The 12,367-nt window shown below is 54.0% G+C and carries 13 protein-coding genes; 7 read left to right on the forward strand and 6 right to left on the reverse strand.

Annotated features, from left to right (window positions below):
• Positions 1 to 24: 24 nt before the first annotated feature.
• The 5 genes from ASN_RS15565 (at position 25) to ASN_RS15585 (ending at position 5,152) form a co-directional block, all read left to right on the forward strand.
• Positions 25 to 327, forward strand: coding sequence for a hypothetical protein (locus ASN_RS15565; protein WP_058988742.1), 303 nt, complete (start codon positions 25 to 27; stop codon positions 325 to 327).
• A gap of 391 nt (positions 328 to 718) precedes the next feature.
• Positions 719 to 1,051: an acyl-CoA thioesterase gene (locus ASN_RS15570; RefSeq protein WP_045543692.1), complete on the forward strand. Its 333-nt coding sequence runs from the start codon at positions 719 to 721 to the stop codon at positions 1,049 to 1,051.
• A 293-nt stretch (positions 1,052 to 1,344) separates the two neighbouring features.
• Positions 1,345 to 2,163, forward strand: a complete 819-nt coding sequence (locus ASN_RS19750; RefSeq protein WP_167541322.1) for a DUF4232 domain-containing protein — start codon at positions 1,345 to 1,347, stop codon at positions 2,161 to 2,163.
• 34 nt (positions 2,164 to 2,197) lie between these two features.
• The gene (locus tag ASN_RS15580) at positions 2,198 to 3,100 is read left to right on the forward strand and encodes a LysR family transcriptional regulator (RefSeq protein ID WP_058988744.1); all 903 of its coding nucleotides are present in this window, start codon (positions 2,198 to 2,200) and stop codon (positions 3,098 to 3,100) included.
• A gap of 108 nt (positions 3,101 to 3,208) precedes the next feature.
• A complete protein-coding gene (locus ASN_RS15585; protein ID WP_082666730.1) occupies positions 3,209 to 5,152 on the forward strand; it encodes an FUSC family protein in 1,944 nt (647 codons plus the stop codon).
• 23 nt (positions 5,153 to 5,175) lie between these two features.
• Here ASN_RS15585 and ASN_RS15590 read toward each other — a convergent pair whose 3' ends face one another.
• On the reverse strand, positions 5,176 to 5,829 hold the full coding sequence (locus ASN_RS15590) for a DUF1826 domain-containing protein (protein ID WP_082666731.1): 654 nt from the start codon (positions 5,827 to 5,829) through the stop codon (positions 5,176 to 5,178).
• A 371-nt stretch (positions 5,830 to 6,200) separates the two neighbouring features.
• On the opposite strand from ASN_RS15590, the gene ASN_RS20325 reads away from it, so the two are divergent.
• Both ASN_RS20325 and ASN_RS15600 read left to right on the forward strand, forming a co-directional pair.
• Complete coding sequence (locus ASN_RS20325; protein ID WP_231948268.1) at positions 6,201 to 6,437, forward strand: MliC family protein; 237 nt, start codon at positions 6,201 to 6,203, stop codon at positions 6,435 to 6,437.
• A 38-nt stretch (positions 6,438 to 6,475) separates the two neighbouring features.
• A complete protein-coding gene (locus ASN_RS15600; RefSeq protein WP_058988747.1) occupies positions 6,476 to 7,228 on the forward strand; it encodes a YoaK family protein in 753 nt (250 codons plus the stop codon).
• A gap of 447 nt (positions 7,229 to 7,675) precedes the next feature.
• Here ASN_RS15600 and trpS read toward each other — a convergent pair whose 3' ends face one another.
• The 5 genes from trpS to rlmN form a co-directional block, all read right to left on the reverse strand.
• Complete coding sequence (gene trpS / locus ASN_RS15605; protein WP_058988748.1) at positions 7,676 to 8,671, reverse strand: tryptophan--tRNA ligase; 996 nt, start codon at positions 8,669 to 8,671, stop codon at positions 7,676 to 7,678.
• A gap of 34 nt (positions 8,672 to 8,705) precedes the next feature.
• Positions 8,706 to 9,176, reverse strand: coding sequence for a c-type cytochrome (locus ASN_RS15610; protein ID WP_035378639.1), 471 nt, complete (start codon positions 9,174 to 9,176; stop codon positions 8,706 to 8,708).
• A 60-nt stretch (positions 9,177 to 9,236) separates the two neighbouring features.
• Entirely contained in the window at positions 9,237 to 9,728 is a 492-nt protein-coding gene (locus tag ASN_RS15615; RefSeq protein WP_035378641.1) for an FKBP-type peptidyl-prolyl cis-trans isomerase, read from the reverse strand.
• 44 nt (positions 9,729 to 9,772) lie between these two features.
• Positions 9,773 to 11,014 carry an argininosuccinate synthase gene (locus ASN_RS15620; protein ID WP_006560073.1) on the reverse strand — a complete coding sequence of 414 codons (1,242 nt, stop codon included), beginning with the start codon at positions 11,012 to 11,014 and terminating at the stop codon, positions 9,773 to 9,775.
• Between the two features lie 113 nt (positions 11,015 to 11,127).
• The gene (gene rlmN / locus ASN_RS15625) at positions 11,128 to 12,342 is read right to left on the reverse strand and encodes a 23S rRNA (adenine(2503)-C(2))-methyltransferase RlmN (RefSeq protein WP_058988749.1); all 1,215 of its coding nucleotides are present in this window, start codon (positions 12,340 to 12,342) and stop codon (positions 11,128 to 11,130) included.
• Positions 12,343 to 12,367: the final 25 nt, after the last annotated feature.

Raw genomic sequence — 12,367 nt, forward strand, 5'->3', positions numbered from 1 at the left:
TGTTTTTATCTGATTTTCATCGAAATGAACGATCGGTCATTTGTGTCTTTTTACGCCATAATGCTTCTAAAGGATGCTGGCAATGATATGTGTCAGCCAAGATACAGCCGTGAGCGGGGGAAAACACACTTCAAAGTAAAATTGACGGCTTTTGGGGTGATGCGTTATAACAAGATTCATTCTATAAAAATTATTATTAACAATTACTTATTGTGTTTTCTGGGGTGGGAAATTATTTTCTTTTTCGAGAAAGCTATTAGGCAAAAAAATCATTGGTATGTGGTTATTTCTCCACCGTTTATGGTCTTTTTGGTGGTGGCGTTTTAATTCATGTAACGGGACTGCCTTCCTATAACGATTGATTAAAACGATTATTCTGGGGCCTGAGGGACGAGGACGGAACGGGCCGGAATGAACAGACCGTTGTCAGGTGGGATGAGGAGGGGAGCCGTTATTTAGCGTCCGGTAAACTGCCCCATTGAAAGAAAAAACATGTCGGTGTTCAGGGAAGGAACCGTGATATGTGGCGGAGCCTGTCACTCCTGCGTGAAAGCGCCACAATTTTATAAAATGCTGTCGCAAGAGTTGCGTTATCCCAGTAGCACAAAGGGATAGGCGGTGTTCAGGACGAACAGATAAAGAAGGATTGTTTTCAGTGGATGGTGGCGAGCAGAGTTACTGGGTGCACGATGATAATCTTGCTGTCCGTGTTGTGGCGATGCGGCGGGATACCAACGCCGCGGGAGATGTCTTTGGCGGCTGGGTTGCCGCACATATGGATCTGGCCGCCAGCACAACGGCTGAAGACAGGGCTGGCCGCAAATGCGCTACGGTCGCCATAGATGGATTGGTGTTTCATCGCCCGATGGCGGTTGGGGATGAACTGAATGTTTATACCCGTATCCTGAAGGTTGGCCGCACCTCTATGACGATTGAGGTGGAAGCAATACGCAGAATACGGCGTACCGCCATCCGGCAGAAAGTGACGCAGGGAAAATTCATTTTTGTGGCGTTGGATGACGACGGAAAGCCGTGCGCGGTTGATAAATAGGGAACCTGCCGCCTTAGGTTTCTCCTGACGGTCGCGGCTTCCTTCGGTTCATAAAGAGGGAACGCCCATATCGTTCAAGCCGGTTTATGGACTCATATGCGCTATAAGTAAGGGCAGAACGGAAAGCGTTTTGCCTTGAAATACGCTCAGGCGAGGGGCAGCATGAGCGGATGAAAAAAAACATCCCTCTTGTCTTCACGGCGTGTTTTGTCAGTTTTGTAGGCTTGGAGTGCGCAAGTGCGGCATCTGCCAGGATAGAGGGGAGTGCTGCTCCCTCGTCCGCTGAGAAACGGGTGATCACTGAACGTATTGGTGCTGTGAAGAATGCTCAGGATCGTGCGGCCATTGAAAGCCAGAGCCCGGTATGGAAGATGACAACCTTTCTGTGTCAGGATGCAGCGCGTCCTGTGTTGGAAGAAAAAGGGGCAGGGCGGCGGTTTTTCTTGCAGGATGACAAGCCGGAGAGCCAGGTTTTTGTGGGGCCGGAATTGTTGACTGGCCGCGGGCAGTTCAGTCTGAAAAAGGACGCCATGCAGTGGGTCCCATTCACATGGGCCTGCCATCTTGATCCCAAAACGGCCAAAGTGATTCGGTTTGACGTAGCTGAGACAAGGGAAGCGGATAAGGCAGAGGGAAAGCCCCCGGTCTGTCAGGCAAAGGATCTGCACCTGACGCTTGATGCTCAGAACGGGGCTTTCAATGGGATGTCTCATTCAGGAACCATGGTTATCCTGAAGAATACAACTGCCCATGCCTGTTCGGTTCCGGCGTATCCGGCAGTTGAGTTGCAGGACAACGCTGGCAGGGATGTGTCTGCGCACCGTCAGACAGAGAGCGCTACGGCATCGGGCCAAACGGACAGCCTTTCCCAACAAGATAAGGCTTCAGTGACCCTGCCGGCAGATGGAACGTTACATACCGCGCTGCGCTGGGTGTCTGGCGATGTCTATGATGACAGCCATAATTGCGTGACCGCTGCTGCTCTTCAGTTGATATGGGACTACGGTAGGCAGAGCGCGCGTGTTCCTATGCAGGCGCATGTGTGCGCACCAGCCCAGCAGAGTGCCCAATTTGAACAAACACCATTGAGCGCCCATTCCGCTATGCCGTAGAAGCGGGCACAGAGTTCTCTGGTGAGGTTTTATCGTGTTTCTTCGGCAACTGACCTATCTGCTGGCGCTTGATCGCTTCCACCACTTTTCCCGCGCGGCGGAGGCTTGTGGCGTTTCTCAGCCCGCGCTCTCGGCAGGTATCCGGCAGTTGGAAGCGGAGCTGGGCATTACCATTATCCAGCGGAACCGCCGGTTTTACGGTCTGACGGCGGAGGGAGAGCGGGTTCTGGCTTGGGCACGGCAAACCTTGGCCGCGCTGGATGGTCTGCGGCAGGAGGCCGCCCTTGCGCAGGATGTTGCTGGGGGATCGCTTGCCATTGGGGTCATTCCGGCGGCTATTCAGGTTGTGCCGTTGTTGCTGGAGCGCTTTCGGGCCGTGGTGCCAGCCTTGCATGTGGAAGTGAAAATCTGTTCCAGCAGAGATATGGTCCATTTACTGCGGGAACATACACTGCAACTTGGCCTGATGTATCTGGATCAGGTTCCGGTGGATAGCCCGTTTGAAACGTCCGCGTTGTATGCTGAGGTGCCTGTGTTGGCGGCTGCCAAATCCATGCCTCTACCCGCAGCCAAGACCATTGAATGGAAGGACATAGCCGCCGTGCCGCTGTGTCTGTTCACCACGGAGATGCGGAGCCGCCAGTTGGTGGATGCCGGTTTCAGGAATGCGGGTGTAAAGCCGACAATCCTTCTGGAAACCAATGCGTTGGAATTACTCCATGCCGAGTTGCTTTCCGGGCGTCTGGCCAGCATCTTGCCAGTTGCGGCACTGCCGGAACGGGTTGGGCCGGAAGGTTTGCAGACGCGCCGGATTGGTCCTTCTGCTTCCCCGGATGTCGGGCTGGTGCGGTTGGATCAGTCAAACGGTACGGCGCTGTTGGAGCGCGTATGGAGTGTTGTGCGTGCGCTGAAGCTGGATGATATTTATATGCCCTGAGCGCTCAGGATAGCGCATCATAATTTCTGCTTATGAACTGATTACAACAAACGCTTGGACGTTTATCCGGGCCTTTTGCATGGTCCACCTTTTACGTGAGGAAATACCATGCGTAGCGCCAAAGAGCAGGAAAGCAACGGCGGAGCATTTTTCTCTGCCTCTGCATTTGGCGCGCGAAGTTTGCGGTTTGCAGGTGAACTGGAAGACCGTTGGCGGCAAAAATTGCGCTGGCTACTCGCGCCTTCTCTGGCTGATGTCACATTTGCTGTTCGGTCCGCATTGGCGGCAGGGTTGTCCTTGCTGATTGCCATGTGGATGGAACTGGATAGTCCGCAATGGGCACCACTGACTGTCTGGGTGGTTGCACAGTCTTCCCGCGGAGAAAGTCTTTCCAAAGCCCGGTGGCGTATTGCAGGCACGGTGCTGGGGTGTGTGGTGGCCATTGCCCTGATTTCTGCTTTTCCGCAGGCGTCGGCTCTGTTTTTTTGTGCACTGGCGCTCTGGATTGGCTTCTGTTGCGGGTTGGCGACCTTTCTGGAAAGCTATCGGGCTTATGGTCTGGTTCTGACAGGCTTTACATCCGCCATTGTTGCCACAGGGGCCATTGCTCAACCGGATGATGTGTTTAACGTCGCCATTGCGCGCGGAACATATATTGTTCTCGGGGTGGTGTGCGAGGCTGTGCTGGCCATGCTGTTCTCGCCTTATATGAGGGAACAGGCCCGAAAGAATCTGGATAATCGGCTTGAGGGCGCTTTAAGGGCGGTAACGGCTCTGGTGAAGGATCTGATCACCGGGAAGGCGGATGCCGGAGCCCACGCTCAGGTTCTGACAACGCTCGTTTCCGCCAACAGCCGTATCGAGTTTGATGCACTGGAAATAGGCGGCCGTACGCATATTGCGGATCACGCTCGCGCTGCATTGTCCTGCATGATGGTCATGCTTGCCCGCGCGCGGGCGCTCTCTTTATTGAGGGGGATGGACCGGGACGCGCGTTATGATGATGCAGGCAAGTCTGTGCCAGTGGCGCTTATGGCGGATTACGAGGCAGCACAGAGGCATATTCAGGCCGCTGAGCATCCGGTACGGGGGGATCATTTCCGCTTTCACATAGCCTCCCGCAGACACGCGCTGGAATCAGTGGAGAACGGCGTAAGGGCCTGCGCGGGCATTCTGGGCAGTTGGCTGGTCTGGGAAGTTACGGCTTGGCCGTCTGGTGCCGGGTTCGTGTCCTTTGTGGCGCTTGTGTATGGTCTGCTGGCAACACGTGAGAACCCGATAGTGGCATCTGGTTCCTTTTTTAAGGGAGCCTGTTGGTGTGCCGCTGCCGCGGGACTTTATGCTTTGTGGGTTCTGCCAAAAATAACGACGCCGGAAATTCTGTTGATGGCCCTTATGGTGCCCATGACCATTGGGGGGCTGGCAGCACGGCACGCTTCCACCGCGGGGTATGCGTTTTCTTTCAACATGTTTTTCCCGGTGCTGCTCGGCCCAATTAACGATGGCCGTTATGATGAGCAGTCCTTTTTTAACGGCGCGCTGTGCTTTCTGCTGGCGGTTCTGTTTGTTGGCTGGACATATCGGGTTGTTCTGCCGTTTCGGGTTGATTCTCATATGCGGCGCACTGCACGGTGGCGGCGAAGGCGGCTTAGGGCATTGGCGGTGCAGGGAAGCCGAACGACCATTCAGCAATGGTTGGCGGAAAGTTCAGACAGTCTCGTTCGTATTCTCAGAAATGCTCAGAATGTTCCCGCCCCGCTACGGCTGGCTTACATGCAGGACCAGTTGCGCCTGACCAGTATGGGCATGTGCCTGATTACGGTTAGGGATGCTGCCCATGACAAGGGCCTGCCAGTGCATGTCAGGCGGACCTTGCTCCTTTTTCTGCGGAAATGGGCCGAAGGCGGATCACAGGCCACCATTTGGGCCCAGAAGATGCAAAGCTGGGTGGCGCGGCAGCGCCGGAACACCGACGAGCGCCCAGTTCAGGAAGAATTGGAAAAAGTCGAACTCATGCTCAAGGTAATCGCAGTGGAAGGCGCTGACACCTGAACAAACTTTGTTCCGGGAAGCCCTCAGGGGCGAACGGTAGGATTATGCTCATCCGCCATACCGCAGGCCGTTGGTTCATCAATGGTCAAAAGGACGCGTAAACGTTCTGACATCGGGAGATGGGAGAGCGGGGGAGAGCGATGCACCACGCCTTGACCATTTGCGTGCGGGCCTTTGTTTCCTTCAAGAAGAGCAATGTGCCCGGCAGGAATACGATGGATCAGGGCAGGGTCGTCTTCCGGTGATGATGAAGCGGCAGTCTGCCCTTGCGTTGTGGAGACCCATTCGGTGCCTGGCCCGTAATACGTGCAGAGCAACCGCAGTGCGACATGGTCCGTATGGAATTTTCGGCAGGAATCCGTGGTGATCTGCTCCAATCTGAAACGGACAGCATCAAGCCCGCTTGCTTCCCGATACAGTTGGGCGAGGTGCAAGGCGTCCTCCAGCAAGGGGAAGGCCGTAGGCGGCATATGGGGGGAACACAGGGCACGCAGATCTTCAGGCGTGCCTTTGGCCAATATGAGGCGAGGCCCTTCCTTGATCATGGCTTCGATCGCCGCCTGAAGTGTTGCGGAAAGAGGTCGCGCATGAATGGTCATGGGCCCCTTGCCTGAATGGATATCGGCCTGTGCGTTTTGGAAAAGAGACAATCTGGTGGGGCAGGGAGAAGACAACATGAAAAACCTCAAAACGTAACGTTATAATATTACGTTCCCCGCGGACGATTACAAGAGGGCTGCATATCGGACGTGTAAGGCGTTTTTTTGAGAGTAGGCAGAAAAAGGGATAGAAAGAGAGGAACGTTCCGGTAAGAAAGGAAAACCTGATGCAAAAAGGCCTATCCTGGCGGCATGCGGTGATAGCGGGGAGCATTCTGTGTTCCACGCTCATGGTAGGAAATGCCAAAGCGCAGGAAGAAACGAGGGAGCCTCAGTCATCCCTCTCTATTCCTTTGGCACCGGCTGTAGCGGTACAGAAAGAAACGCCGGTTTATCACTGCACTGGGTCTCACTCCCTTTTGCAAAAATTGCCGGCAGGGGATTTTCCGGTGACATATCTGAATGCGGGAGCCGTCAGTCTGGCTGTGTTACCAGTTGAAGGGCAGACCTTGGTTTTCACTAACGTTATGTCTGCTTCCGGAGCCAAATATGTTGCAGACCGATTTGTATGGTGGACCAAAGGGCAGCAGGCTTTCTTTTCTGAAGACCAAGCAGATGCAGGATCACCAAGTGTTTGTGAAGAAGTGAAACTTTCTCACACCGGAACAGAAAAACAGACCCGGTAAATAGGGATTTCTCGAGCGAAAAATGAGGGGGCGCAGGGATGCTGCTTGAAAAAGGCGGTCGCACATTTTTGCAGGACCGTCAGCTTGGAAGCTCTTTGTCTGCCATTGCAGGGGCCATAAACGCGTTTAGTTTTCTGAGTGTAGGATATTATTGCGCCAACATGACAGGCAACGTGTCTGCTTTGGCGACAAATTTTCTAAACGAAGACATGAAGGTGGCCCTTGTTTCAGCGGGGCTGGTGGTATGTTTCTTAGCGGGAGCCATGCTTTCCGCCATTATGGTGAACGTGGGGCGCAGGCGGGGTGAAGCAGGCATTTATGCCTATAGTATTCTGATTGAAGCCGTGATTCTGGGAGCCTTGGCTCTTATCCAGATGTTTTACGTGCTCCCATCCGTCCAGAATGTTTTCTTTCCCTTGGTGTTGAGCTTTCTGATGGGAATGCAGAATGCAACCGTGACCCGTGTCTCTGGAGCCGTTGTAAGAACAACGCATGTAACCGGTATGCTAACCGATCTGGGGATAGAGGTGGCAAACTGGCTGGAAACCGGGCGAAAGAGAACCCAGGCCGAACAGCATATCAAAATGCGTCAGCGTTTGTGGTTACATAGCCAGATTATTCTTTGTTTCATTGCAGGAAGTGCTGTTGGCGCATGGGGATATCTGCACTGGCAAAAAGGTTTTCTGCTCGGCATAGCGGGTATATTGGGATGCTTGGCTGTGCCGGGTATTCTGGTGAATACGGGTTCTGAAAAGCGGAGAGAGGCCGACGGAGAAAGCAGCGACCAGTAAAAGTCTGTTTTCTTCGTGTCATTTAAAAAGGGATAATGGCAAAGATATTAAAAAGGGCCTGAGATAATTGGGTGCTTTTGCGGATCTTGAAACTGTTGTTTTTATGCTTTTCTCATCTGGAGGGTTCTAAAAACCCTCTTTTTCCGCCTGTGTAAAAATCGTAACCTGTTGATATTACTACTATTGGAAAATCAAAATAGGGGTTTTAGAACTTTTCATCTGCCAAACTGTAGAGATTATTTTTTCGATTTTCAAAACAATATTTACATTGCGTCATGTTTTAAAAATTGCATATGGAATCTCAGGGATAGTTCTGAGTGAGTGCAAAAAAGACCAGATGCAGGACTTTAGGCGCAGTAAGCAAGATGTCTTCGGGCTGGCGTATAGGGTGGCTCGTTTTTCAAACGCGGCCAAAACGCCGGAGGAGACGTTCTGGCCTGTCTTTTCTTATTTTACAAAGCCAACAATTTTTTCAGCTTCGGCAACAATCGGCTCGGCAATGGCCTGAGCGCGCGTAGCACCTGAGCGGAGAACGGCGAGCAGATGATCTTCATTCTGCATCAGTCGGGTTGTTTCCTGTGCAATGGGAGCAATGGCGTTAACCACAACCTCAGTCAAAGCCTGCTTGAAGGGGCCAAAACCTTCGCCTGCATGTTTTGCCAGAACGTCCGTAATGCTGATGTCCGAAAGGGCAGCATAGATTGTGACCAGATTTTTAGCTTCCGGCCGGTTTTCAAGCTGTGCGGGATCTTCAGGCAGAACGTCTGCATCAGTTTTTGCGCGGCGGATCTTGAGCGCGATGGTATCCGCGTCGTCCGTCATCTCAATCCGGCTCTGGGCGGAAGGATCTGATTTGGACATTTTCTTGGTTCCATCCCGCAGGCTCATGACGCGTGCCGCAGCAGGAGGAATAAGGGCTTCTACTTCCGGGAAGAAGGAAACTCCGTAATCATGGTTGAATTTCTGAGCGATATCGTTGGTCAGTTCCAGATGTTGTTTCTGATCTTCTCCAACAGGCACGCGGGTTGCCTTGTAAGCCAGGATGTCGGCAGCCATTAGACTGGGATAAACGTATAGACCGGCCGAATGGTTTTCCCGGTCCTTGCCTGCTTTATCCTTGAACTGTGTCATGCGGTTGAGCCAGCCCAGGCGGGTGACACAGTTGAAAATCCACGCCAGCCGCGCATGAGCGGACACAGCGGATTGATTGAACAGGATGTGTTTTTCCGCATCAATGCCGGACGCTAGGAGAATGGCAGCCTGCGTAAGGGTTTGGTGCCGCAGTTTTTCCGGTTCCTGCCACACAGTAATAGCGTGCATATCTACCAGACAGAACACGCACTCATGGTCGGCCTGTAGGTTAACCCAGTTCCGGATAGCGCCCAGATAGTTACCAAGCTGCGGAATGCCGGACGGCTGAATGCCAGAAAAGATGCGTTGCATATGCTTTACCACTGTGATCGTGAGCCAGGAGAAATTAGGGGATAGGAGAGAGCTTGTTCAGATTTTCCCGTTCTTCCGCCACCATTCCCGCAGATTTTCGGACCGCGCGCGCCGCCGCGATATCCTCTTTGGTCATAACAGGGGCAGGTTGCGTTGAGCCGCGGGCAGAAAGCCAGGAGAGAATTTGCGCGACCTCGTCATCTTTAAGGTAACGGAAGGGGGGCATTTCTGCTTCATAAGGCATGCCATTGGCCATGATTGGTCCGCTAACACCATTCATGAGCACATCAGCAAGATATTTACGGCCTTCTGCCGTGCTGGCAATGCGGTCTAAGCGCCCGACCAGCGGCGGAACGGAGCCGGGCATGCCGTCACCGCTATGATGGCAAATACCGCAGTTGCTGCCGTAAAGATTTTTCGGGCTTTTGGGCGAACAGCCGCCAAGAAGAAGGGAAAGAGCACCAATCGCCAGAAAGGCGGACCGCGTGCTATGAAAAGACATCATGGTCTGAAACCTGTCCTACCGGTTCTGCGCACGACAGAACCGGTTCAGGCCGTTTCCGGATTAATGAGCGTGATCAACGCCCAGCAACTGGATACGGAAAATAAGCGGGCTGTCTGCCGGGATAATCCCCATGGCCTTGTGGCCATACCCGAGTTCGGGCGGTACGTAGAGCATCCACGTATCACCCACATGCATCATGGGAAGGGCTTCCATCCAGCCTTTCACCAGCCCCTGCAAGGGCATTTGCATGTAAGCGCCATCGCCATGCTGTTCGGAACTGTCAAAAATGGACCCGTCTGGCAGGCGGCCTTCATAGATCAGCATCATCACGTCTCCCGGGCGCGGCTGTTCGCCGTCCTTGGGGCCGGATTTCAACACCTTGTAGGCCAGACCGTCTTTCAGCACGGTTACGCCGGGCTGAGAGCGGAGCTTGTCCATCTGCTGGGCTGGGGTCAGTTCAGGTTCCGCTTCCTTATGTGAACCGCACGCAGCAAGAGAGACGGCCATGCCGGCCGCAAGCAGGTAAGGAGTAAGTTTGAAACGACTGGTCATGACCCTCTCGACAATCTGAAAAGAATGGCGGTGACGTCGCGCCCTTAAAGCGCGCCGCCCTTACGTCCGATCTGAGCACCCAACCGCAGACGCAGTGCATTCAGTTTGATGAAGCCCTGTGCGTCTGCCTGGTTGTAGGCACCTTCGTCATCTTCAAACGTGACAACGCGGGTATCATACAGGCTGTTCGGGCTTTCACGCCCTACGCAGATAACATTGCCCTTATACAGTTTCAGGCGGACACGGCCCGATACGGAATGCTGGGAGGCATCAATCAGAGCCTGCAGCATGCGGCGTTCCGGGGAGAACCACAGCCCATTGTAAAGAATGGCAGCATAACGCGGCATCAGGCTGTCCTTGAGGTGCATGGCCTCGCGGTCCAGTGTGATGGATTCAATGCTGCGGTGGGCCGTCAGCAGGATGGTGCCGCCGGGGGTTTCATAAATCCCGCGGGACTTCATGCCCACAAAGCGGTTTTCCACCAGATCAAGGCGGCCAATGCCATTGGCTTTGCCCAGCTCGTTCAGCTTTGTCAGCAGCGTGGCTGGAGACATGGCTTCACCATTGATGGCAACCGGATCACCGCTGACGAAATCGATTGTGATTTCCGTAGCTTTGTCGGGCGCTGCTTCTGGAGAGATGGTGCGCTGGAACACAATTTCTTCCGGTCCAACTGCCGGATCTTCCAGTAGTTTTCCTTCAGAAGAAGAGTGCAGCAGATTGGCATCCACCGAGAACGGCGCTTCTCCACGCTTGTCCTTAGCTATGGGGATCTGGTTTTCTTCGGCAAAAGACAGCAGCCGGGTGCGGGAGGTCAGATCCCATTCACGCCACGGAGCGATCACCGTGATGTCGGGCTGCAGGGCGTAATAGGCCAGTTCAAAACGAACCTGATCGTTCCCTTTGCCAGTGGCACCGTGGGCGACAGCATCTGCACCGACCTGACGGGCGATTTCAATCTGGCGCTGGGCGATCAGAGGGCGGGCAATGGAGGTGCCCAGCAGATACTGGCCTTCATACAGGGTGTTGGCCCGGAACATCGGGAAGACGAAATCCTTCACGAAGGTCTCACGCAGATCTTCGACAAAGATTTCCTTCACACCAAACATTTCGGCCTTTTTGCGCGCCGGTTCCAGTTCTTCTCCCTGACCCAGATCAGCGGTGAACGTGACAACTTCACAACCATAGGTCTTCTGCAGCCAGCGCAGGATGACAGATGTGTCCAGCCCGCCTGAATAGGCCAGCACAACTTTTTTGACATCTTTTCTGGCGGCAGGTGCGCCCATGGGAGTGATCTCCTGAGTAAGTAAGACAAGAATGTTTCGCCCTGCTTCCTAGCACCAGCAGGGCAGGGGAACCAGAGGCCAAGCTCGTATCTGGGTAAGAAGAAGCAGAAAAATCAGCCCTGCGCTGCGCGCACGCGTTCGCTTTCAGTTTTCAACTGCCCACAGGCCGCCAGAATATCGCGCCCCCGAGGTGTACGAATAGGAGACGCAAATCCGGCATCCATGATGATATCCGCAAACTTGTTCTGCTGTTCCCGCGTGGAGGGGCGGTAGTCACTGCCCGGCCAGGGATTGAACGGGATCAGGTTCACTTTGGCGGGAATACCTGAAATCAGCCGTACCAGTTCACGTGCATCGGCTTCACTGTCATTCACGCCACGCAGCATGATGTATTCAAATGTGATGCGGCGCGCATTGCTGGCTGCCGGATAGCGGCGGCAGGCGGCGAGAACTTCTTCAATCGGATATTTACGGTTGAGCGGTACAATCTGGTCTCGCAGGTCATTCCTGACGGCATGCAGGGAGACGGCCAGATTGATTCCCAGTTCGTCCCCGCAGCGATCCATCAGAGGCACAACGCCGGATGTGGAAAGGGTAATGCGGCGGCGTGACAGGCCAATGCCCTCTCCATCCATGATGATTTTCATGGCTTTGGCGATGTTCTCGTAATTATAGAGCGGCTCTCCCATGCCCATAAGAACAATGGTGGAAAGCAGGCGCGGCGTCTCGCCTTTGGGGCTTGGCCATTCACTGTAGGAATCCCGCGCAGCCATGAACTGCCCCACAATTTCCGCAGCGCCCAGGTTACGCACCAGTTTCTGGGTGCCGGTATGGCAGAACGTGCAGGAGAGGGTACACCCTACCTGTGAGGAGATGCAGACAGCACCACGATCTTCCCTACGGTCAGGAATGTAAACAGTTTCCGCTTCCTGCCCATCCCGAAAGCGGAAGAGGAATTTTCGTGTTTCATCGGTGGATGTCTGGACCATGGCCGCGTCTGGCCGACCAATAATAAACTGCTCCGCCAGCTTTTGCTGTAAAGGCTTGGCGATGCTGCTCATCCGGGAAAAATCTGTCACTCCCTGATGATAGATCCAGTGCCAGAGCTGCTTGGTCCGGAACGGTTTTTCCCCAATTTCCAGAAGAATTTCTGTAATTTCGTCGCGGGAGAGGCCAACGAGGTCTCGGCGTCCGTCTGCCAGTCTGGCTACTGGGGGGCTGAATAACGCAGCCTTGGCCAGAATGCGTGCCCGTTCCTCCGCATTCAGAGAAGCCGCGGCTTCGGCATCATGAGTTTTGGGGTGAGAACCTGAAGAAACGAGAGACATACATAACGCCGTAATGGGAGGGGGA

Source organism: Acetobacter senegalensis (assembly GCF_001499615.1).
Taxonomy (GTDB): domain Bacteria; phylum Pseudomonadota; class Alphaproteobacteria; order Acetobacterales; family Acetobacteraceae; genus Acetobacter; species Acetobacter senegalensis.

What these genes read in the sequence shown, in the direction of transcription:
- ASN_RS15565 (WP_058988742.1), top strand. Translation starts at nt 25, where the DNA reads ATGAACGATCGGTCATTTGTGTCTTTTTACGCCATAATGCTTCTAAAG.
- ASN_RS15570 (WP_045543692.1), top strand. Translation starts at nt 719, where the DNA reads ATGCGGCGGGATACCAACGCCGCGGGAGATGTCTTTGGCGGCTGGGTT.
- ASN_RS15585 (WP_082666730.1), top strand. Translation starts at nt 3,209, where the DNA reads ATGCGTAGCGCCAAAGAGCAGGAAAGCAACGGCGGAGCATTTTTCTCT.
- ASN_RS15590 (WP_082666731.1), bottom strand. Translation starts at nt 5,829, where the DNA reads ATGTTGTCTTCTCCCTGCCCCACCAGATTGTCTCTTTTCCAAAACGCA.
- ASN_RS15600 (WP_058988747.1), top strand. Translation starts at nt 6,476, where the DNA reads ATGCTGCTTGAAAAAGGCGGTCGCACATTTTTGCAGGACCGTCAGCTT.
- trpS (WP_058988748.1), bottom strand. Translation starts at nt 8,671, where the DNA reads ATGCAACGCATCTTTTCTGGCATTCAGCCGTCCGGCATTCCGCAGCTT.
- ASN_RS15610 (WP_035378639.1), bottom strand. Translation starts at nt 9,176, where the DNA reads ATGATGTCTTTTCATAGCACGCGGTCCGCCTTTCTGGCGATTGGTGCT.
- ASN_RS15615 (WP_035378641.1), bottom strand. Translation starts at nt 9,728, where the DNA reads ATGACCAGTCGTTTCAAACTTACTCCTTACCTGCTTGCGGCCGGCATG.
- ASN_RS15620 (WP_006560073.1), bottom strand. Translation starts at nt 11,014, where the DNA reads ATGGGCGCACCTGCCGCCAGAAAAGATGTCAAAAAAGTTGTGCTGGCC.
- rlmN (WP_058988749.1), bottom strand. Translation starts at nt 12,342, where the DNA reads ATGTCTCTCGTTTCTTCAGGTTCTCACCCCAAAACTCATGATGCCGAA.